Below are 21,465 nucleotides of genomic sequence, written 5' to 3'. Positions count from 1 at the left end.
TTCTCGTCATTATGACCCTAACCCCGGACCGACCGGACCCCCGGCCCCCGCCGAAGGGTCAGTCGCGGATCAGATCGCCCCGGGTGGTGCTGGTGCCGGGCACCGGCTCGGCGGGGTCGGAGCCCAGTGAAATGATCTTGTTGGAGCGGTCGACGTGCACGACGGCGGGGACGAACTCGCGGGCCTCGGCATCGGTCATCTGCGCGTAGCTGATGATGATGACCAGGTCGCCGGGCTGCACGAGGCGGGCGGCGGCGCCGTTGATCCCGATGACGCCGGAGCCGCGCTCGCCGGCGATCAGGTAGGTCTCCAGGCGGGCGCCGTTGTCGATGTCGACGATCGCGACCTGCTCGCCGGGCAGGAGGTCCGCGGCGTCCATCAGGTCCTGGTCGATGGTCAGCGAGCCGACGTAGTGCAGGTCCGCCTGGGTCACCGTGGCGCGGTGGATCTTCGACTTGAACATCGTCCGGAACATCAGTGCTCCTTGCCGAGCTGGAGGGGAACGTTGTCGATGAGGTGGGTGGCGCCGACGCGGCCCGCGACGGCGAGGACGGCCCGGCCGGCGTGCGGCCCGGTGATCTCGGTGAAGGTCGACGGGTCGACGAGGACCAGGTAGTCCAGGGCGAGGGGCGGGTCGGCGGCTTCGGCCTCGGAAAGGACGGCGCGCGCGGCCGCCAGCACGGCGTCGGGGCCGGAGGCGGAGGCGCCGGCCCCGGCTCGCAGGGCGCGCGACAGGGCGAGCGCGGTCCGCCGCTCGGGCCCGGACAGGTAGCGGTTGCGGCTCGACAGCGCCAGCCCGTCCGGCTCGCGGACGGTCGGCGCGCCGACCACCTCCACGGGGACGTTCAGATCCGCGACCATCCGCCGGATCATCGCGAGCTGCTGCGCGTCCTTCTCCCCGAAGACCGCCACGTCGGGGCGGACGAGGTTGAGCAGCTTCAGCACGACGGTGAGCATCCCGTCGAAGTGGCCCGGCCGCGCGGCCCCCTCGACGACCTCGCCCATGGGTCCCGACCTGACCGTGACCTGCGGCTCGTCCGGGTACATGACCTCCCGCGCCGGCGCGAACACGAAGTCCACCCCCTCGGCGGCGCAGGCTTCCAGGTCGGCGGCGAATGTGCGGGGGTAGCGGTCGAAGTCCTCGCCCGGCCCGAACTGCAGCGGGTTGACGAAGACGCTGACCGCGACCGCGTCCGCGCTGCGGCGGGCCTGCCGCATCAGCGACAGGTGCCCCTCGTGCAGGGCGCCCATGGTCGGGACGAGCGCCAGCGTGCCCCCGGCCTTCGACCGGGCCCGCGCCAGTTCCTCACGCGTGCGCGCGACGACCGGTGTCACGACGCGCCCGTCCCCTCACGCGACGACGGGCGCCGGCCGGGGCCGCGCTCGCCGGAAACGCCAGAAACCAATGCCGTTCCCTCCCTGTTCGCCCGCCCGGCGCCGCCGGTCGGTTCTGCCGGTTGGTGCTTTCAGTCGGCCAGTGCTTCGAGGAGTCGTTCGGCGTCCTCGGGTTTGAGGAGACCGGCGCCGAGCGCGCGGTCGGCGGTGAGCCTGGCCAGCGCGATGTAGGCGCGGCGGCTCTCCGCCGAGACCTTGCCCAGCTCCGCGACGTGGCCCGCCACCGTTCCGGCGTCCCCGCGCGCGACGGGGCCGGTGAGCCCGTCGATCCCGAGCCGCAGCCCGTTGTCGAGGGCGGCGCCGAGGAGCGGGCCGAGCATCCGGCCGGGTTCGGCGACGCCCGCGGCACTCAGCAGGTCCATGGCCTCCACGACCAGGGTGACCAGGTGGTTCGCGCCTCCGGCGAGCGCCGCGTGGTAGAGCGGCCGCGTCCCCTCGGTGATCCAGACGGGTTCGCCGCCCATCTCCAGGACGAGGGCCTCGGCGACCGGGCGCAGCGGATCGGGCGAGGTGACGCCGAAGGAGATGCCGGTGAGCCGGTTCACGTCGTCCGGGCGTCCGGTGAAGGTCATCACGGGGTGCAGGGCCAGCGGCAGTGCGCCCGCGCGGGTGAGCGGGTCCAGGACGGCGGTGCCGTAGCGGCCGCTGGTGTGCAGGACGAGCTTGCCGGTGACCGGGACGCCCGCGGAGACGAGCCCGGCCGCGAGTTCGGGCAGTTCGTCGTCCGGGACGGTCAGCAGCACCAGGTCGGCGGCGGCGACCACGTCCTGCGGGTCGGCGACGAGGGCCCCGGGGAGGCGCTCCTCGACGCGGGCCCGCGACCGCTCCGACACGGCGGTCGCGGCGACGACGCGGTGGCCCGCGCGCGACAGCGCGGCGCCGAGCGCCGTGCCGACGCGGCCGGCGCCGACGACGCCGACGGCGAGCCGCGCCGGGCGGTCCTCCGGGGCCTCCGACTCGCTTTTCCTGGAGGTGCGGGGGGTCGCCCCCGCATCGGGGACCGGCCCGTTTCCGGGCGTGCCGGAAGGAGGGGTGACCTGTGGGTCCATCGGTTTCGTTCCAGTCCTCAGGTAGGTACCGGACGTGCGCGCACCAGGCTACCCGCGGGACCCGTCCGCGCGGTCCGGTGGGTGACGATCGTCACCCCGCCCCCATTCAGTCATGCGCGAGGGACTCCACGATGGACGTCTTCGCGGCGCGCCGCGCGGGCAGCACGGCCGCGGCCATCCCCGCCGCGCCCGCGAGGACCACGAACCCGGCGACCTGCAGGTAGGGCAGCGAGAAGATCGAGTCGCTCGCCATCGCGTTCGTCGCGGCCCAGCCGAAGCCCACCCCGAGCACGACCCCGGTGGCCGCGCCGATGACGGCCATGACCAGCGCCTCCACCGAGAGCATCCGGCGCAGCTGGCGCTTGGTGAGGCCGAGGGCGCGCAGCAGCGCCGACTCGCGGGTGCGCTCCACGACCGACAGCGTCAGCGTGTTGGCGATGCCGAACAGCGCGATGACAATCGCCAGCCCGAGCAGCCCACCGAAGATCATCAGGACCATGTCGATGGCCTTGGTCAGCGTCTCCTCGAACTCGGCGGACGAGGCGACCTTCGCGGCCGGGTAGGGGCGCGCGGCGTCGTCCACGGCCCGGCGCGCCTGGGAGGCGGGCACGTCGTCACGGGTCCTGACATAGATCCCCACCGGGTCCACGGCGCCGAAGTACCGGGTGAAGTCCGGCTCCGGGACGATGATCCCGTCGAGGCCCGCGCCCACCGCGTAGACGGCGGCGATCTTCACGGGGACGGTGCCGTTCGCCGTCCGGACCTGCAACGTCTCCCCCAGGCCCCGGCCGGACGTCTTGGCCGTCTCCTCGTCCACCATCGCCGTGCCGGGCTTCTGGGCGGCGGCGAGCGATCCCCGCCGGACCTCCGGCTTGAGGATCTTCCCGAGCGCCGCGGGGGTGACCGTCGAGATGTCGCCGTCGTCACCGCCGACGCGGGTCTCCTTGCGGCGGGTCTCGACCACGCCGGTGACCTCGGGCCGGGTCCGCAGCGTCTCGGCGAGCGCGTGCGGCAGGGTCCCGTCGAAGCTCTGCGGCCGGATCTGGAACTGGACGGGGAACTGCTCCTCCAGCTTGTGCGCCGCGGTCGCCTTGCCGCTCGCCGCGACCACGGCGAACAGGCTCATCAGCCCGACTCCGACGGTCAGCGCGATCGTCGTGGTCGCGGTGCGGCGGGGCGCCCGCTGCGCGTTCGCCACGGCGAGCCGCCCCGGGACGCCGCCGAGCCGTGCCGGGACCGCGCCCGCGACGCGTCCGAGCGGACGGACGAGCGCCGGCATCGCCGCGATCACGCCGAGGAAGAACACCCCGCCGGCGAACGCGACCACGTACATCGCGGTCTCGCCCTTCTCCATGCCGAGCGAGCCAAGACCGCCGATGGCCAGGCCCGCCGCGCCCAGCAGGACGGCGAGGACGGTGCGCACCGGGCCGAGCCTGAACCGTCCGGCGCCCGGCTCCAGCTCGGCGCGCAGCGCGGCGACCGGCGCGACCCGGGTGGCCGCGCGGGCGGGCAGCAGCGCGGACAGGACCGTCACCACGACCCCGACCACGAGGCCGATCACGATCGTCCGCACCGCCAGGGACGGCGCCGCCACGGCCACGCGCTCGTTCAGCCTGTTCACCACGACCAGCGCGCCCTCGCCGAGGCCGACCCCGGCGATCAGGCCGAGCAGGGATCCGACCAGGCCCACGACGGCGGACTCGGCCACCACGCTCGCGAACACCTGGCGGCGGGTCGCGCCGACGCAGCGCAGCAGCGCCATCTCCCGCATCCGCTGAGCGATCAGGATCGAGAACGTGTTGTAGATGACCAGGGCGGACACCAGCATCGCGACCAGCCCGAAGATCAGCAGACCGGTTCTGATGATCTTGGTGTCGGCGCCCGCCGCCCTGGCCAGCCGCGCGCCGAGCTCCTCGCCCGTGTACACGCGGTAGGCACCGCCGGCGGCGGCCTTGACGGCGTCCCCGGACCCGCCCGCGATGTCGAGCTCGCGGTAGGTCTTCTCGCCGGTCATCCGTATCGCGGTCGCCGCGTCGAAGCCCACGGCGCCCCGGAAGCTCGCCTCCTGGTCGATGCCGAAGTCGACCAGCCCGACGACCCTGAACCGGTGCGGCCGGTTCCCGTGGTCCAGGACCGTCACCGTGTTTCCGATGGAGTAGCCCTCCCGCTTGGCGAGCTGGGTGTCGAGGACGGTCTCGCCCCCACCGGACGGGGGACGCCCCTTGTCGACGTCGTAGCGCAGTAGCCGCCCGGACGGCACGGACATCCCGACCGTCGAAAAGTCGCCGACCGCCTTGCCGTCCTTGCCCACGAGAGCGGCGTCGCCCTTCACGACGCCCTGGACGTCCGCGACGCCGGGAAGCGCCTTGACCTTGCCCAGCAGTTCCGGCGAGACGCCCTTGTCGGAGTCGTCGCTCTTGGGCAGCACCGCGTAGTCGACCTTGTCGGCGGACTTGGCGAACGTCTTGGAGACGCCCTTGTCCAGCGTGTCCGTCAGGACGAACGTCCCCGAGATGAAGCCGACGCCGAGGGTGATGGCCACCGCCGTGAGCAGCAGCCGCAGCTTGTGGGCGCGCAGGCCCGCCAGAGTCGTCCGCAGCATCACGCCCCCAGGCCCTTCAACCGGTCCAGGACGGCGTCCGGGGTCGGCTGGAAGATCTCCGAGACGATCTCCCCGTCCCGCAGGAAGACCACCCGGTCTGCGTACGAGGCGGCCACCGGGTCGTGGGTGACCATCACGATCGTCTGCCCCATCTCGCGGACCGAGGAGCGCAGGAACCCCAGGACCTCGGCGCCCGCACGGGAGTCGAGGTTGCCGGTCGGCTCGTCCGCGAAGATCACCTCGGGCCGGGCGACGATCGCGCGGGCGCACGCCACCCGCTGCTGCTGGCCGCCCGACAGCTCGCTCGGCCGGTGCCCGAGCCGGTCCCGCAGGCCCAGGATGTCGACGACCCGCTCGAACCACGCCCGGTCGGGCCGGCGGCCGGCCAGCTCCATCGGCAGCAGGATGTTCTGCTCGGCGGTGAGCGTCGGCAGCAGGTTGAACGCCTGGAACACGAACCCCACGCGGTCGCGGCGCAGCATCGTCAACTGCCGGTCGCCCATCCCGGTGATCTCGGCGTCGCCGAGGACGATCCGCCCGCCGGTGACGGTGTCGAGCCCGGCCAGGCAGTGCATCAGCGTCGACTTCCCCGACCCGGACGGTCCCATGATCGCGGTGAACGCGCCCCGGGCGAACCCGACACCGACCCCGCGGAGCGCGTGGACGGCCGCGTCACCGGACCCGTACACCTTGGACACGCCCTCGGCGAGGACGGCCGGCGGTGCCGCGGCGGCGGGGGATCCCCCGGGCGGCTCGGCGAACGTGCTGGTCACGGTGACTCCTTGGGGGTCGTGGATGGACGTGCTCCACGCTAGGAATCCGCGCCGTCCCTGCCATCGACCCGGCGGCCACGCTCCGCGTCACTCTCACGGCTATCCGGCCCGCCCGCGTACGACCTGAGTCGTACGCATCCGTCCCCCCGCTCGCCGACCCCCGTCCGGCGCCGGGCATGCGAAGGCGCCGGAGACATCGGCGGTCTCCGGCGCCTCGGCGACGGGCGGCAGGCCCGTCGCGTGCCGGTGTCAGTGCCCGTAGTTGACGGACGCGCCGCCCTTGCAGTGAGCGCTCGCGCCGCCGAGGACGGCGACGGCGTTGCCGCAGACGTCCACCGGCACCGAGATCGGAGCGATCACCTGGGTCCCGTTCAGGATCCCGAAGTTCCCGCTGGTGCTGTTGTGGCTGAACCAGTCCTCGTCATGACCCTTGCCGTGGTGGCCCTTGTCATGGTGACCCTTGCCATGGTGGCCGTGGTCGTCCCCTCCGCCGCCGAGGGCGGCGGCGTACGCGGGCGTCGCGGCGAGGGCGGAGCCGGCGACGGCGAAGCCGAGGATGCCGGTGGCGGCAAGCTTCTTGAACACGAGAGTCCTCCCGTACGTGGGCTTAGCAGTGCCCGAAGATGACAGTGCCGACGTCGCCCGCTAAGACGGCGTCGCGTACGGTAGTTACCCGGCTACGTTAAGGAAGATCGAATGCGCGCCCCAGGATGGCGCCAAATGATGATCACGGAGTGATCAAGGCATTACGCGGATGAGCCGGTTTGACCGCTTTTCACCAGACCCGTCTCGTAAGCGAACACGACCGCCTGCACCCGGTCGCGCAGACCGAGCTTCATCAGGATCCGCCCCATATGGGTCTTCACCGTCGCCTCCGAGACGTAGAGCCGCCCGGCGATCTCCGCGTTCGACATCCCGCGCGCGACGAGCCGCAGCACCTCGTTCTCCCGGTCGGTCAGGCTCTCCAGCGCCCCGACCGCCTTCTGCTCGGCGTCCGGCAGATGCACCGCGAACCGGTCCAGCAGCCGCTTGGTCGTGCTCGGCGCCACCACCGCGTCCCCCGAGTGCACCGCCTTGATCGCCTCGATGAGCTGCGCCGGGCCCGCGTCCTTCAGCAGGAACCCGCCCGCGCCCGCCTTGATCGCGGCGAACGCGTACTCGTCCAGGTCGAACGTGGTCAGGATGACGACCTTCGGCCCGGACCTCGCCACCACCTGCCGCGTCGCCTCGATCCCGTCCATCCGCGGCATCCGGACGTCCATCAGCACCACGTCCGCCCGCGTGCCCCGCAGGAGCTCCAGCGCCTGGATCCCGTCCCCGGCCTCTCCGGCGACCTCGATGTCGGGCTGCGCGTCCAGCACCATCCTGAACCCGGCCCGCACCAGCTCCTGATCGTCCACGAGCACCACCCGGATGGGCGCCTCCACGTCCGTCATGCCACCTCCCTGTCCGCGAGCCCCCACGCGCCCGGCGAGGGGTGCCGCAAGCTCTGATCCCGCTCGCCGCGGCCGGTCACGCGGCGACCTCCTCGCGAACCGGCAGGCTCGCGACCACTTCGAACCCGCCGCCGGGACGCGGGCCGGAGACGACCGTCCCGCCGTAGACGGCGACGCGTTCGCGCATCCCCGCCAGCCCGTGGCCGCGACCGTCGTCGGGGGCCGCCGCACCTCGGCCGTCGTCGACCACCCGGATCTCCAGCGCGTCGTCCGAGTAGCACAGCCGCACCGACACGCTCACCCGCGGGCCACCATGCTTGAGCGTGTTGGTCAGCGCCTCCTGGACGATCCGGTAGACCGTGAGCTGGCGTCCCTCCGACATGGCCGCCGCGGTTCCGTCCATCTCGAACTCCACCGCCAGCCCGGCCGCGCGGACCTGTTCGACCAGCTCGTCCAGCTGCGCCACCCCCGGCTGCGGCGCGTACACCCCGGCGTCGTCGCTCTCGCGCAGCACGCCGAGGAGACGCCGCATCTCCGCCAGCGCCAGCCTCCCCGTCGAAGCGATCGTGTCGAGCGCCTGCCGGGCCCGCCCCACGTCGGTGTCGATGGCGTAGGACGCGCCGTCCGCCTGCACCACGATCACGCTGACGTTGTGGGCCACCACGTCGTGCAGCTCGCGGGCGATGCGGGCCCGCTCGGCCGCCATCGCCACCTTCACCTCGTTGTCGCGCTCGCGCTCCAGCCGCTCGGCCCGCTCCTCCACCGAACGCAGGTACGCCCGGCGCGTGCGCATGTGCAGACCGAGCACGTACACACCCGCCACCAGCACCGTCATCATGACGAACGTGAACTTCCGGTCGTTGGCCCCGGACGGGTAGCGGTAGGTCACCATGACCGAGCCCACCTCGCCGACCAGCGCCGCCGCGAGCCCCCAGCGGAACGTGCACCCGGCCGCGACCGTGTAGAGCCCCATCAGGACCGCCACGTTCGCCGGGACCGGGATCTCCCCCAGCACGCACTGGACGCAGGAGACCAGCGCGACGAAGGCGAAGACCGTCCGGGGGAACGTCCGGCGCAGCACCAGCGGCCCGGTCAGCGCGACGGTCAGCAGCACGTAGGGCCCCGGGCCGATCCCGCTCGGCCCCGCCAGCAGCGACGGCACCGAGAAGAACAGGACCGGCAGCGCGAAGAAGGCGTCGACGAGGGGCTTCTTGCCCCGCAGCCACTCCCATGCGCTCGCCACCATGCCGACAGCGTACGTAGCCGCTGGTCACTCCGGGATCAGCCGCAGGTCGGACCCGTGTCCGCCGCAGGGATGGCACGTCCAGGCCCGCCACCCACGGTAACGTCGCAGTCGTGGAGTCGCTGGTTTCCGGATGGCTGACGTGGCGCACCGCGATGGAGCGGGCCCTCTACGGGGAGGACGGTTTCTACCGGCGTGAACGCCCCGCCGAGCACTTCCGCACCTCGGTGCACGCCTCCCCGCGGTTCGCCGCCGCCATCGCCCGCCTGCTGGTCGAGGTCGACGCCCTGCTCGGCCATCCCGACCGGCTGGACGTGGTCGACATCGGCGCCGGGTCCGGCCGCCTGCTGGCCAACATCCTGGCCCGCGTACCGCCCGACCTGGACGCCCGGCTCGCCCCGACGGCGGTCGAGCTCGCGCCGCGCCCCGCCGACGTCCCGTCCCGGATCACCTGGCGCCCCGACCTGCCCGCCGCCATCACCGGCCTCGCCGTCGCGAACGAGTGGCTCGACAACGTGCCGCTGGACGTGGTGGAACGCACTCCCGAGGGCGTCCGGACCGTGCTGGTCGACCCGGTCAGCGGCACCGAGCGGCCGGGGCCGCCGCCGTCCGATGAAGACCACGGCTGGCTGGAGCAGTGGTGGCCGCTGTCCGAACCGGGCGACCGCGCCGAGATCGGGCATCCACGCTGCGCCGCCTGGGCCGCCGTGATCGGCCGCCTCTCCGCCGGCCTCGCGCTCGCCGTCGACTACTCGCACTCCCGGGAGTCCCGCCCCGTGTACGGGACGCTGACCGGCTACCGCGACGGCGCGACCGTCCCCGCCGTCCCGGACGGGTCGTGCGACGTCACCGCCCACGTAGCGCTCGACGCCTGCCTCGTCGCCGGACGCCGCGCCGGTGCGACGTCCAGCCTCCTGACGACCCAGCGCGACGCCCTGCGCGCCCTGGGCCTCTCAGGAACCCGCCCGCCCCTCGACCTGGCCCACCAAGACCCCCGCGCCTACGTGGCCGCCCTGTGCCACGCGGGCGAGGACGCCGAACTGACCGACCCCACAGGCCTGGGCGGCTTCGGCTGGCTGACCCAAACCGTCGCCCTCCCCCTCCCCACCTGCCTAACCCGAACGAACTAACGCCCCGACACCACCCAGCCAAGGCACCAGACGGTCCCAATCGCTCGTAGCGGAGCCAGTACGGCCAGACAACCCAAAGCGTCGATCAACCCACGACCACGCCGCCCAGCGCGCTATGCCGACCCGATCGCTCGGGACCGACCCGCAGCGCGGGGATCACATCAATGCCGTGATCGGGACCACTGGTCGGCCAGCGTTCTATGCCCGCCCGGTCGCCTGCGCGCGGGCCTGCAACGGAGGGATCGTGTGAAGGCGCGGATCAGCGCCTTGGTCGAGGTGAGTGGTTGGTCAGCGTTCTACTTGGAGGGCGGTTAGGCCGCGTAGGACGTAGCCGGGCTTCCATTCTGGTTCGGTGGTGAGGCGCAGGGCGGGGGCTGCGCGCAGGAGAGCGCCGAACGACTCGGTGAGTTCGATGCGGGCCAGGGGCGCGCCCAGGCAGTAGTGGATGCCGAGACCGAAGGTGATGTGGGGGTTCGGGTCGCGGCCCAGGTCGAGCCGGTTCGGGTCGGCGAACACCTCCGGGTCGCGGTTGGCGGACGCGAACTGGAGCGCCACCTCGGCGCCGCGGGGGATGTCGACGCCGGCGACCCTGATGTCCTCCAGCACCCAGCGTTCGAACATGGGCGCCGGGGTGTCGTAGCGCAGCAGTTCCTCGACGGCGGTGGGGACGAGCGACGGGTCGGAGCGGAGCCGCTCCAGCTGGCCGGGGTGGCGGAACAGCGTCCACCAGCCGTTGCCCGTCGCGTTCACCGTGGCCTCGTGGCCCGCGTTGAGGAGCAGGACGCAGGTGCCGATCAGCTCGTCCTCGGTGAGCCGGTCGCCCTCGTCCACGACGTGGGCCAGCGCGGTGATGAGGTCGTCACCCGGCTCGGCCCGCCGGGCGCGGGCCAGATCCCGCAGGTAGTCGGAGAACTCCACGGCCGCGCGGACGGCGGTCCGCTGGACCTCCTCGGGCGGGTTCAGCTCGTACATGCCGCAGATGTCGGCCGACCAGGGGCGCAGCAGGTGCCGGTCCTCGACGGGGACGCCCAGCATCTCGGCGATCACGTTCACCGGGAGCGGCTCGGCGATCTCGGCGAGCAGGTCGCCGCCGCCCCTGTCGGCGAGCCCCGACGCGAACTCCTCGGCGAGGCGCCGGATCGTCGGGCGCAGGCCCTCCACCATGCGCGCCGTGAACGCCTTGGACACCAGACGTCGCAACCGGGTGTGGGTGGGCGGTTCCACGTCGAGCATCCCGGCACGGATCAGGTCCCAGAACGGTCTGAGGAAGTCGGGCTCCGGTTCCTGCCCGAACTCCTCGTGGCTCGCGATGTGGAGGTAGGACCGCCCGAGGCGCCGGTCGCGCAGCAGCACGTCGACGTCCTCGTAGCGGCTGATCACCCACTGGCCGGTGGGTTCGTGGAAGAACACCGGACGCTCGGCGCGGAGCCGCTCGAACACCGGATACGGGTCCGCCACGAACGCGGTGGACCAGGGGTCGTAGGCCAGGTCGCTCATGCCCTGACGATATGCGCCCCTCACAGCCGGCCGGGAGCGGAGCCGAGCCGTCGAACCCGGCCGGCGGACTTCCACGGCGCGCGTCTGGGCTCAGCCCCCTACGGGTGCTCGCGGATCTCCGGCGAATCTGCGCGGTGACGCGGGCCCTCGCCCGGCAGGATCGTCTCGCCCCACATGACATCCCCATCGGCGATGCCTCCTTCCACCTGATCGCGTCCGTCCCTTGGCGGGGTCGGCCCGCCCTCCCCCCTCGGGCGGGCCGACGTGTTCCATCGTCGAGGGACGCCGAGGGGCGCGGAAGGAGAACGCGAACCTGTGGATAAGTCGTCAGCGGGCCCAGTGGGTGGGGTCGCCGCCGCCCGCGCGGCGGGCGGCGAGGGCTCGGCGGGCGGTGGACTCGACGATCGCGCGGGCCTCCCCCAGTTCGCGATCCGCCGCGGCCACCTGGACCGGCCCCGGAGGCGCGTCCACGTGGACGGTGGCCAGGCCCAGCAGCCGCTGGAAGGGGTTCGCGGTCAGCCTGACGCTCTGCGCGCGCGCGTGGGCGATGACGTCCGTGCGGCGGCAGGGCCATCCGTGCCGGGTCACGAAGACCACGTCGTCGGTGCCGGCGCCTTCCGCGTGCTCGATCGACACGGTCTTGGAGGACGCCGGGACGAGGGTGACGGCGTCCACCTGCGTCCCCGGGAAGACCTGCGAGACGAGGTGCATGGCGACGTGGCGGGGCGCGACGGGGAGCAGGGTCGACGAGAGCGCCTGGCGCTCGCCCGCGTATCCGGCGACGGTGACGTCGACGCGGGCCCAGCCCAGGCTGCGCCAGATCACCGGTTCGACGATGCTGACGGCCTGGACGCGGCCCGGCGGCAGCGTCTGCATCCGGGTCTCCAGGAGGCCGTAGCGCAGGCGGATCCCGTCCGGTGACATCGCGACCGTGAAGTTGGCGTACATGACCAGCGGCGCGATCACGGCCCGGATGAGGCCCAGAAGGACCGGGATGGTGACGGCCAGGATGCCGCCTTCCGCGTACATCACGAGGAAGATGAGGGACGCGAGGAAGAGCAGCGCCGTCCCCAGGACGGGGAGCCGCACGACGAGCGACCCGAGCAGAGAGCCGAACGGGACGCGCCACAGGTGCCGTTCGGGAGCTTCCGGGGTCTGGCCCGGGAGCCCGGCAGCGCGGGCGAGGAGTTCGGCACGCAACTGTTGCGCCGACTGCCGTCCCAGGTAGCGGAGGGAGATCTCGCTCTGCTCGCCCCCCGCCAGTTCCACGCGAACTTCGGAGAGCGCGAATACCCGCGTCACCAGCGGACGCACGACGTCGATCGCCTGGATCCGCGAGAGCGGGATGCGGCGAGCGTTCTTACGCAGGATGCCGGTTTCGACGACGAGATCGTCGTTGTCCACTCGGAAACGCACTGCGAGCCAAGCCCACAGGCCCGTTCCTACCGCGACCAGCCCCATGGGGATGGTCACGAGGATGAACCGCAGGATCACCTCCGGCGTGAGCGCCAAGGTGATGCCGCTGTCCGTCTGCGTCAGAAGCAGAGGGAAGCCGAGTAGGACGAAGTAGATGATGAGGAAGACGAACGCGCGGAGCGGAGCCGTCGCCCAGTGGAGCCGGTGCGTGCCCTCGGAAAACCGGACGGGCGGACGTTGCGGCTGCGGCGGCCCATACGCATACGGCGGCCGAGGCGGGCCGTACCCGGGACGCGACGGCGGGTAGGGCGGTCCCGCGGGGCGACCGTAAGGGCCCGGCTGACCGGGCGGACCTGGCGGCCCGGGCGGTCCAGGCGGTCCGGGTCGTCCCTGTGGGCCATACGGGCCGTAGGGACCGCTCATAGGCCCATGCTCCGTTCCTCGCCCTTCTGCGCGAGACGGTCACGCAGGAGCGCGGCCTCCGCAGTGGGCAGTCCCGGAATCGTCGCGTCCGTCGCCGCCGCGGCGGTATGCATCCGGACGGTGGCGACGCCCATCCATCGCTCAAGAAGCCCCGCAGTGACGTCCACGAACTGCATCCGCCCGTACGGAACCACGATGAGCCGCCGGACGAGGACGCCATGGGTCACGATGAGGTCGTCGCCACGCTCGACATAGCCGTAGGCCCTGCGGTCCAGCTCCGCGACCACCCAGGTGAGGATGACCCCGAGCACTACAGCGGCGACCCACATGGAGGCCGCGACCACGGTGCCGTTCCTCCAGACGATGAAAGCGCCCACTCCACCCACGGGAATCGCCCACAGGACAGCAGTGAGAAGCCTGTGCAGGGCATGGCGCTTGGAAATGGGCGACCAGCGAAGGCCGGCCCCAGGCGCGAAGGCCTGATCCGCCTGGTAGACGGGCGGCCCCTGCCGCGGCGGGTAGGGTGCCCCTACCTGTCCTTGACCAGGGTGCTGACCGCCGTGGCCCGGTCCGGACGGCGCGGGCGGACGCGCCGCGCCCTGCGGTCCAGGATGCGCGGCGGGATCGAACGGCGGTTCGCCGTGGCTCGCGTTCATTGCCCCCTAGTCAATCGGATAACGACTACCGCTCGCCATGGGACCATGAAGCAGTGATCGGAGTGGCGGAGGCGCGACCATGACCACCGAACGGATCGTCGGGATCGGTGCGGGCGCCAAGGAGCTCGCCACCGAGGACATGACCCTGAACATCGGCCCCCAGCACCCCTCCACGCACGGTGTGCTCCGGCTGAAGCTCACCTTGGACGGCGAACGCATCTCGGCGGCCGAGCCCATCGTCGGCTACATGCACCGGGGAGCGGAGAAGCTGTTCGAGGTCCGCGACTTCCGGCAGATCATCGTCCTGGCGAACCGGCACGACTGGCTGTCGGCGTTCTCCAGCGAACTCGGCGTCGTCCTCGCCGTCGAACGCATGCTCGGCATGGAGGTCCCCGTCCGCGCCGTGTGGGCGAGGACGCTCCTGGCAGAGCTGAACCGGGTTCTCAACCACCTGATGTTCCTCGGCTCCTACCCGCTGGAAGTGGGTGCCATCACCCCCATCTTCTACGCGTTCCGAGAGCGCGAGGTCCTGCAGCGGGTCATGGAGGAGATCTCCGGTGGACGCATGCACTACATGTTCAACCGAGTCGGCGGGCTGAAAGAGGAGCTCCCCGCCGGTTGGACGGCGCGCGCGCGGGCGGCGGTCTCCGAGGTCCGTGCCCGCATGAGTGACATCGACGACCTCATCATGGGAAACGAAATCTTCCGCGCCCGTACCAGGGGGGTCGGTGTCCTCACGCAGGAGCAGATCCTGCAGTACGGGGTGTCCGGCCCCATCGCGCGCGCATCGGGTTTGGATTTCGACCTGCGCCGGGACGAGCCCTACCTGGCCTACGGCGAGTTGGACGTCCGCGTCGTCACTCGTTCTGAGGGCGACTGCCTAGCCCGGTTCGAGTGTCTGCTCGACCAGGTGCACGCGTCCCTCGACCTGGCGGACGCCTGCCTCGACCACATCGCCGAGCTTCCGCCAGGCCCCATCAACCAGCGGCTGCCGAAGGTCCTGAAAGTCCCTGAGGGGCACACCTACGCCTGGACGGAGAACCCGCTGGGCCTCAACGGCTACTACCTGGTGTCGCGCGGCGAGAAGACCCCATGGCGGATGAAGCTGCGGTCCGCGTCGTACAACAACGTCCAGGTGCTCGCGGAGCTGCTCCCCGGCAACCTGGTCGCCGACATGATCGCCATTCTCGGCTCGATGTTCTTCGTCGTCGGCGACATCGACAAGTAGCCCGGCACCGCACGTCGCCCTACATCGGCCCGGCCTGGGCGGGCCCTCAGGCTCGGGACGCGCCAGGGTGGTCGCGGTGCTCGTCGTCCGGTCCCTTGGGCACCCGGCACGCGTACTCCAGGAAGAACGCCGCCGCCACCAGCACGACGGCAGCGAGGAACGTGCCGCCGCTCACGAAGAAGTCGTGCCGGGGGGTCGACTTCTCGAGCGAGGGGGCGAGGCTGACGGCGAACCCGCCGAAGACGCCCGCGATGACCGCCGCGGAATGCGCGCTGGCCTTCCCCAGAGCCGCCAGGCGCGCCACCGCCAAGGGATCCAGCGGTTTCTGCCCCGTCTTGCGGGAGGCGTCCGGCGCGCGTCCCTTGGAGGGCTTGCGGCGGATGCGGCGCAGCACGTTCAGCCCGGTGAACGCCTCACCGAGGGCGAGCAGCAGCAGCGTCGGCACCGCCGTCCACGGCAGCGGGGGCAGCGACAGGTAGGCAGAACGCAGTACCGCCCAGGTGATCACCCCTATGACGACCACGAGGGCGACGAGGAACAGGGGGCGGGACGGCTTCATGCAGGCTGCTGCAGAGCCAGGTCGTTACGCCGGCGGCAGGCCGACGCGCCGCCCTCCGCCTGTCTGGCCTCGGCCAGGTCTCCCACGCGGCCGTGCCCGGGCAGCAGGACGTCCGGCTCGATGTCGGACCACGGGACGAGGACGAACGCACGCTCGTGCGCGCGGGGGTGCGGGAGCGTCAGATCGGGGTCGTCGGACGTGATGTCCCCGAAAGTCACGATGTCGATGTCGAGGGTGCGGGGGCCCCAGCGGACCACGCGCTCGCGGCGCATCGAAGTCTCGATGTTCAGGACCCGCTCCAGCAGGTTCTCCGGTGGCAGGCGCGTGTCGGCGATGAGCACGATGTTCAGGAAGTCGCCTTGCTCGGGGATGCTCTCCCCGGGCGGCGCGAAGGGGGCGGTCTCATAGACGGGGGAGAACGCCACGAAGCTCAGTCCCGGTGCGTCGAACAGGGCGTCGACCGCCTCCTGGATGTTGTCCAGGCGGTCCCCGAGGTTGCTGCCGATCGAGAACACGACACGGTGCTGGACCAGCATGTGCCCCCCGGTGGCGGTGCGGTCGGGCATGCGGTCGGACGCTGTCATGGGCGACTCCTCGTGATTTTCACGGCGACGTCCGCGAAAGGGTGCGGGATCGGGGCGCTCGGCTTGTGGACGGTGATCTCGACCTCGGAGACCGTCCGATCTTCCAGACATATCTTCGCCAACCGGTCGGCCAGCGTTTCGAGGAGGTTCAGGGGCTCCCCCTCCACCGCGGCGACCAGCCGGCCGGCGAGCGTTCCGTAGTCGACGGTACGCGAAAGGTCATCGCCTTCCGCGGCGGGGCGCGTGTCGAGGCCGAGGACGGCGTCCACGACGAACTCCTGGCCAAGGTCACGCTCGGCGGGCAGGCATCCGTGGCGCCCCCGTGCCCGAAGCCCGCGCAACTCGATGCGATCGAGAGTCATTCTTCCTCTGCATCCACGACGTTGAGGACGGGGGAACCGTGGTGGAGCAGAAGCCGCCACTCCCCGCCGGTCCGTACGAACACGTTCGTCGCCACGATGCTTCCACCGGCGAGGAACCCTGCTTCGGTGTCCTCATCGGCGGTCAGGATGTTCTCCTTGCACGTCACCACAGCGTGGTCGCCGTACACGTCCGTTTCCACGTCGGTGAGCACGAACTGGATGTAGGACGTATTGGCCATGATGAGCGCCCACGAGCGCAGCACGGCCTCACGTCCCCGCAGCATCGTCCAGCCAGGATGGACGCAGGAAACACCCTCGGCGTACGGGCCGTCCGCCCAGACCGCCGACATGCGGTCGAAGTCACCGGCCTCGAACGCGGCATAGAACTCGGCATGGACCTCGTCCACGTCGGCGCGGTTCACGGCACGGCTCATAGGCGGAGACTCCCGTCGTCGTCGATTTCCTGGGTAACGCTGTCCTGGTCGACCGGACGGGCCGCGCGCATCGCGGCCGCCACCCGTACCGCGTCCGCGTTGGGCCGGACTCTGTGCACCCTTACGCACCATGCCCCGGCGGCCGCCACGAGAGACGTGATGGCCACGGTCGCGTCATCGCATTCGCCGAACGGACGCCGCGTCCCGTCCGGTTCCGCGAGGAGCCTCGTCAGAAACCCCTTGCGGGACGCCCCCACCAGGACGGGGTAACCGAGACCTGTGAACGCGTCCAGATGGGCGAGCAGCGACCAGTTGTGCCCCGTCTCGGGGTTCTTGGCGAAGCCCAGCCCAGGGTCGAGCACGATCATTGACGGGTCGACGCCCTCCCCCAGGACGGCGTCGACTCGGTGCAGCAGTTCGTCACGGACCTCACGCACCACGTCCGTGTAGACGGCGCGGTTGTACATGTCGTGGCTGTGGCCGCGCCAATGCATCACCACATAGGGCACGCCCGCGGCGGCCACCACGCGCGGCATGTCTGGGTCGGCCAGACCGCCGCTCACGTCGTTCACGAGTCGCGCGCCCGCGCCTACCGCGGCCTCGGCGACCTCGGCGCGCATGGTGTCGACGCTCACGGGAACGTTCTCGGCCACGAGCGCCTCGATGACGGGAACCACGCGGCGCAGTTCCTCTTCCTGGGACACACGCTGCGCGCCAGGGCGCGTCGACTCGCCGCCCACATCCACGATGTCGGCGCCCTCGCCCATGAGATCGAGCCCGTGGCGGACCGCCTTCTCCGGGTCGAACCAGGCGCCGCCGTCGGAGAAGGAATCGGGGGTCACGTTGACCACGCCCATGACGAGGCACCGCCCTGGCTCGGGCAGCCCCGGAACGGCGGCACTGGTCATGTCACCCAACCCTATGCCTTGGAGTCCACCCGCCGGAGCGGTGCTCCAACCGCCCCGTCCGTTCGGCATACCCTCTCCGGGAACAGCAGAACGGGCCTCAGCTTGACAGTGAGGCCCGTTCAGACGCTCGGTCGGGCCCCGGGGACCCAACGGCCTGTCAGCGGCCGAGAATCAGGCTCATCGCCTCGGACCGCGTCTCGGCGTGATCACGGAAGTCGCCGCGCACCGCCGACGTCACCGTCTTCGCGCCCGGCTTCCGCACGCCGCGCATCGTCATGCACAGGTGCTCCGCCTCGATGACCACGATGGCGCCGCGGGGCTCCAGCACCGTCATCATCGCGTCGGCGACCTGGCTCGTGAGGCGCTCCTGCACCTGCGGCCGGCGGGCGTACACGTCCACCAGCCGGGCCAGCTTCGACAGACCGGTGATCTGGCCCTTCTTGTTGGGCGTGTAACCCACGTGCGCGACCCCGTGGAAGGGCACCAGGTGGTGCTCGCAGACGGAGTACACCTCGATGTCCTTCACCAGGACCATTTCCTCATGGTCGGCGTCGAACACCGTGGTCAGCGCGTCCTCGGGCTTCTGGCGCAGACCCGCGAACTGCTCGGCGTACGCGCGCGCCACCCTGGCGGGGGTGTCGCGCAACCCGTCACGGTCAGGGTCCTCCCCGATGCCGATCAGGATCTCGCGAACGGCCTTCTCGATGCGCGCGTGGTCGAAACGCCCGCCGTGCAGTGTCTCGCCCGGCGGGTCGTTGTCGATCGGCGCCTCGTCGTACGGGATCGCCAAGGCCGTCAGCTCTCGCCCGGGGACGGGTCGACCGCCTCGGAGGTGACGCCGCTCTGGCCGTTGTTCTTGGTCAGGTCGGTGACGTCCTGAGGGCCGAGCAGAGCCAGCTCCTTCGGCGTGAGCACCGGCGGGCGGTCGGACGGGAGGCGCTTGCCGTAGCCGGTGTAGGAGTTCTGGTGCGGCCGCTTCTGGATCGGCGCGAAGATCTCCAGCACCTGGTTCTTGGAGAGCGTCTCCTTCTCCATCAGGTTGACGACGAGCTCGTCCAGGACGTCCCGGTACTCGACGAGGATCTCCCACGCGGTGTCGTGCGCGCCCTCGATGTAGCGCCGGACCTCGTCGTCGATCGCCGAGGCGATGTCCTCGGAGTAGTCGCGCTCATGGCCCATGTCGCGGCCGAGGAAGACCTCGCCCTGCCCGGTGCCGAACTTGCGGGCGCCGAGGCGCTCGCTCATGCCGTACTCGGTCACCATGTTGCGGGCGATGGAGCTGGCCTTCTCGATGTCGTTGGCCGCGCCGGTCGTCGGCTCGTGGAAGACCAGTTCCTCGGCGGTGCGCCCGCCCAGCAGCATGGCGAGCTGGTCGGTCATCTCCGACCGGGTCGTGAGGAACTTGTCCTCCATCGGGAGGGTCATGGTGTAGCCCAGAGCCCGCCCGCGCGGAAGGATCGTCACCTTGTGCACCGGGTCGGAGTTCGGCAGCGCGTGCGCCACCAGAGCGTGCCCGCCCTCGTGGTAGGCGATGATCTTCTTTTCCTTCTCCGACATCACCCGGGTCTTGCGCTCCGGCCCGGCCATGACGCGGTCGATGGACTCCTCCAGGGTGTCCATGTCGATCAGCTTGCGATCGAAGCGCGCGGTGAGCAGCGCCGCCTCGTTGATCACGTTGGCCAGGTCGGCGCCCGTGAAGCCCGGGGTCCGGCGCGCGATCACGTCGAGGTCGACGTCCTGCGCGAACGGCTTGCCGCGCCCGTGCACCCGCAGGATGCCCTTGCGGCCCTCCAGGTCGGGACGGTCAACGGTGACCTGGCGGTCGAAGCGGCCGGGGCGCAGCAGCGCCGGGTCGAGGATGTCCGGACGGTTCGTCGCGGCGATCAGGATCACGCCGCCCTTGACGTCGAATCCGTCCATCTCGACCAGCAGCTGGTTGAGGGTCTGCTCGCGCTCGTCGTGGCCGCCGCCGAGGCCCGCGCCGCGGTGCCGGCCGACGGCGTCGATCTCGTCGATGAAGATGATCGAGGGGGCGTTGGTCTTGGCCTGCTCGAACAGGTCGCGGACCCGGGACGCGCCCACGCCGACGAACATCTCGACGAAGTCGGAGCCGGAGATCGAGTAGAACGGCACGCCGGCCTCGCCGGCCACGGCGCGCGCCAGCAGCGTCTTGCCGGTGCCGGGCGGGCCGTACAGCAGCACGCCCTTGGGGATCTTGGCGCCGATGGACTGGAACTTCGCCGGGTTCTGCAGGAAGTCCTTGATCTCTTCGAGCTCCTCCAGGGCCTCGTCGGCCCCGGCCACGTCGGCGAAGGTGGTCTTCGGGGTGTCCTTGGTGATGAGCTTGGCCTTGGACTTGCCGAAGTTCATCACCCGCGAGCCGCCGCCCTGCATCTGGTTCATGATGAACAGGAAGATCAGCACGATGACCACGATGGGCAGCAGGCTGAACAGCAGGTTCAGGAAGAAGCTCTGCTTCGGGACATCAACGTTGTAGCCGCCGGACAGCTTGCCGGCGTTGGCCTGGTTCTGCAGTTGCTGCTGGAGTTGCAGGCCCTGGCCCTCGACCCAGGAGGCCTGCTGCTGCTTGCCGTTGGTGAGCGTCAGCTCGATCCGCTGGTCCTTGTCAATGATCTTCGCGGACTTCACCTGGCCCGCGTTGATCTCCTGGACGACCTTGGAGGTGTCAACCTTCTCGAACGAACGGCCGGGGTTGACGCCCCACATGACGAGGGCGACCAAGAGGCCGAACAGCAGGATCCACAGCAGCGGCCCGCGAAAATAGCGCTTCACGTCCATTTATCCGGTTACCCCGTAGGGGCCCGTCCCTCCTGACCAACGTCTGTGTGCGATCCTCGCCCGTCTCTGGGGACGGACGCCACTGCGACCAACAATGCGACCAACGGGAAGGCCCGTCGCCCGGGGCTCCGGTCCCACCGTGGCGGCTTCCCTCATATCGCGTCCCGAACCCGAGGTCCGGGACACCGACGGTACACCGCAGGCGCAGGAGACGCAGCCGACGCCGATCCCCCACATCCCTTGCCTATACCCGTCAACGACCTTTGCAACGATTCGTCACGGTCCCTTGTTCCCTGGGGGGCGTTGGCGCGCCTCCGACCAGTGTGAGCACGTCCGGGGCGATCAGGCCCTCCCTGCGGCCCTCCGGCCCCTCCAGGACGGCTCAGGCCCCGTTCCCGCCGTACACGTGCGGGGCCAGGGTCCCGACGAACGGCAGGTTCCTGTACCGCTCCGCATAGTCGAGCCCGTAGCCGATGACGAACTCGTTGGGGATGTCGAAGCCGATGTACTTCACGTCGATCTCGGTCTTGACGGCCTCCGGCTTGCGGAGCAGCGCGCAGATCTCCAGCGAGGCCGGGTTGCGGGAGAGCAGGTTGCTCACCAGCCACGACAGCGTCAGCCCCGAGTCGACGATGTCCTCCACGATCAGGACGTGCCGGTCGAGGATGTCGGTGTCGAGGTCCTTGAGGATGCGGACGACGCCGGACGACTTGGTGCCCGAACCGTAGGACGACACGGCCATCCAGTCCATGGAGGCGGGCGAGTGCAGCGACCGCGCCAGGTCGGCCATGATCATGACGGCGCCCTTGAGGACCCCGACGAGCAGCAGGTCCCTGCCCGCGTAGTCGGCGTCGATCTGCGCGGCGAGCTCGCGCACCTTGGCCTGCAGGTCGTCCTCGGGGATCAGCACCTTCGCCAGGTCGTTGCCCAGGTCCTTCTCGTCCACAACCCCACCTCATAGCTCAGACCTC

The 21,465-nt window shown here is 70.9% G+C and carries 21 protein-coding genes; 2 read left to right on the top strand and 19 right to left on the bottom strand.

The window, feature by feature from the left end:
• Positions 1-58: 58 nt before the first annotated feature.
• From panD to AB0C84_RS05335, 8 genes are all read right to left on the bottom strand, one after another.
• Entirely contained in the window at positions 59-475 is a 417-nt protein-coding gene (gene panD, locus AB0C84_RS05370) for an aspartate 1-decarboxylase (protein WP_179845757.1), read from the bottom strand.
• Positions 475-1,335, bottom strand: coding sequence for a pantoate--beta-alanine ligase (gene panC / locus AB0C84_RS05365; RefSeq protein WP_361061337.1), 861 nt, complete (start codon positions 1,333-1,335; stop codon positions 475-477). The genes panD and panC overlap by 1 nt, the downstream gene beginning before the upstream one ends.
• Before the next feature lie 131 nt (positions 1,336-1,466).
• The gene (locus AB0C84_RS05360) at positions 1,467-2,444 is read right to left on the bottom strand and encodes a DUF2520 domain-containing protein (RefSeq protein ID WP_361061335.1); all 978 of its coding nucleotides are present in this window, start codon (positions 2,442-2,444) and stop codon (positions 1,467-1,469) included.
• Positions 2,445-2,550: 106 nt separating this feature from the next.
• Positions 2,551-5,046, bottom strand: a complete 2,496-nt coding sequence (locus AB0C84_RS05355; RefSeq protein ID WP_361061333.1) for an FtsX-like permease family protein — start codon at positions 5,044-5,046, stop codon at positions 2,551-2,553.
• Positions 5,046-5,819, bottom strand: a complete 774-nt coding sequence (locus tag AB0C84_RS05350; RefSeq protein WP_361061331.1) for an ABC transporter ATP-binding protein — start codon at positions 5,817-5,819, stop codon at positions 5,046-5,048. The genes AB0C84_RS05355 and AB0C84_RS05350 overlap by 1 nt, the downstream gene beginning before the upstream one ends.
• 249 nt (positions 5,820-6,068) lie before the next feature.
• Positions 6,069-6,404: a chaplin family protein gene (locus AB0C84_RS05345; protein ID WP_361061329.1), complete on the bottom strand. Its 336-nt coding sequence runs from the start codon at positions 6,402-6,404 to the stop codon at positions 6,069-6,071.
• 161 nt (positions 6,405-6,565) lie between these two features.
• Positions 6,566-7,255, bottom strand: coding sequence for a response regulator transcription factor (locus AB0C84_RS05340; RefSeq protein WP_179845751.1), 690 nt, complete (start codon positions 7,253-7,255; stop codon positions 6,566-6,568).
• A gap of 76 nt (positions 7,256-7,331) precedes the next feature.
• Positions 7,332-8,501 carry a sensor histidine kinase gene (locus AB0C84_RS05335; protein ID WP_361061326.1) on the bottom strand — a complete coding sequence of 390 codons (1,170 nt, stop codon included), beginning with the start codon at positions 8,499-8,501 and terminating at the stop codon, positions 7,332-7,334.
• Between the two features lie 110 nt (positions 8,502-8,611).
• Here AB0C84_RS05335 and AB0C84_RS05330 point away from each other — a divergent pair, with 110 nt between their 5' ends.
• Complete coding sequence (locus AB0C84_RS05330) at positions 8,612-9,628, top strand: SAM-dependent methyltransferase (RefSeq protein WP_361061324.1); 1,017 nt, start codon at positions 8,612-8,614, stop codon at positions 9,626-9,628.
• 288 nt (positions 9,629-9,916) lie between these two features.
• Here AB0C84_RS05330 and AB0C84_RS05325 read toward each other — a convergent pair whose 3' ends face one another.
• The 3 genes from AB0C84_RS05325 to AB0C84_RS05315 form a co-directional block, all read right to left on the bottom strand.
• Positions 9,917-11,125, bottom strand: a complete 1,209-nt coding sequence (locus tag AB0C84_RS05325; RefSeq protein WP_361061321.1) for a cytochrome P450 — start codon at positions 11,123-11,125, stop codon at positions 9,917-9,919.
• 327 nt (positions 11,126-11,452) lie between these two features.
• The gene (locus tag AB0C84_RS05320) at positions 11,453-12,637 is read right to left on the bottom strand and encodes a PH domain-containing protein (protein ID WP_258945561.1); all 1,185 of its coding nucleotides are present in this window, start codon (positions 12,635-12,637) and stop codon (positions 11,453-11,455) included.
• Positions 12,638-12,960: 323 nt separating this feature from the next.
• Positions 12,961-13,341 carry a PH domain-containing protein gene (locus tag AB0C84_RS05315; protein ID WP_312879382.1) on the bottom strand — a complete coding sequence of 127 codons (381 nt, stop codon included), beginning with the start codon at positions 13,339-13,341 and terminating at the stop codon, positions 12,961-12,963.
• 358 nt (positions 13,342-13,699) lie between these two features.
• Between AB0C84_RS05315 and AB0C84_RS05310 the strand changes: the two genes are divergently transcribed.
• Complete coding sequence (locus tag AB0C84_RS05310) at positions 13,700-14,848, top strand: NADH-quinone oxidoreductase subunit D (RefSeq protein ID WP_361061319.1); 1,149 nt, start codon at positions 13,700-13,702, stop codon at positions 14,846-14,848.
• Between the two features lie 46 nt (positions 14,849-14,894).
• Here AB0C84_RS05310 and AB0C84_RS05305 read toward each other — a convergent pair whose 3' ends face one another.
• From AB0C84_RS05305 to hpt, 8 genes are all read right to left on the bottom strand, one after another.
• On the bottom strand, positions 14,895-15,407 hold the full coding sequence (locus AB0C84_RS05305; protein ID WP_361061317.1) for a DUF3180 domain-containing protein: 513 nt from the start codon (positions 15,405-15,407) through the stop codon (positions 14,895-14,897).
• Complete coding sequence (gene folK, locus AB0C84_RS05300) at positions 15,404-15,991, bottom strand: 2-amino-4-hydroxy-6-hydroxymethyldihydropteridine diphosphokinase (RefSeq protein ID WP_179845744.1); 588 nt, start codon at positions 15,989-15,991, stop codon at positions 15,404-15,406. The genes AB0C84_RS05305 and folK overlap by 4 nt, the downstream gene beginning before the upstream one ends.
• A complete protein-coding gene (folB, locus tag AB0C84_RS05295) occupies positions 15,988-16,353 on the bottom strand; it encodes a dihydroneopterin aldolase (protein WP_179845743.1) in 366 nt (121 codons plus the stop codon). Before folB ends, folK begins: the two co-directional genes overlap by 4 nt.
• Complete coding sequence (locus AB0C84_RS05290) at positions 16,350-16,787, bottom strand: nuclear transport factor 2 family protein (RefSeq protein WP_179845742.1); 438 nt, start codon at positions 16,785-16,787, stop codon at positions 16,350-16,352. Before AB0C84_RS05290 ends, folB begins: the two co-directional genes overlap by 4 nt.
• On the bottom strand, positions 16,784-17,644 hold the full coding sequence (gene folP / locus AB0C84_RS05285; protein ID WP_361061314.1) for a dihydropteroate synthase: 861 nt from the start codon (positions 17,642-17,644) through the stop codon (positions 16,784-16,786). The genes AB0C84_RS05290 and folP overlap by 4 nt, the downstream gene beginning before the upstream one ends.
• A 208-nt stretch (positions 17,645-17,852) precedes the next feature.
• Positions 17,853-18,458, bottom strand: a complete 606-nt coding sequence (folE, locus tag AB0C84_RS05280) for a GTP cyclohydrolase I FolE (protein ID WP_179849592.1) — start codon at positions 18,456-18,458, stop codon at positions 17,853-17,855.
• A gap of 32 nt (positions 18,459-18,490) precedes the next feature.
• Entirely contained in the window at positions 18,491-20,494 is a 2,004-nt protein-coding gene (gene ftsH / locus AB0C84_RS05275) for an ATP-dependent zinc metalloprotease FtsH (protein WP_179845741.1), read from the bottom strand.
• Between the two features lie 382 nt (positions 20,495-20,876).
• Entirely contained in the window at positions 20,877-21,440 is a 564-nt protein-coding gene (gene hpt, locus AB0C84_RS05270; RefSeq protein ID WP_361061311.1) for a hypoxanthine phosphoribosyltransferase, read from the bottom strand.
• Positions 21,441-21,465 lie beyond the last annotated feature (25 nt).

This window comes from Actinomadura sp. NPDC048955, from assembly GCF_040649435.1.
GTDB classification, from domain to species: Bacteria; Actinomycetota; Actinomycetes; order Streptosporangiales; family Streptosporangiaceae; genus Spirillospora; species Spirillospora luteofluorescens.
The sequence above is the reverse complement of the archived record's forward strand: the minus strand, read 5'-3'. Positions and strand labels throughout refer to the sequence as shown.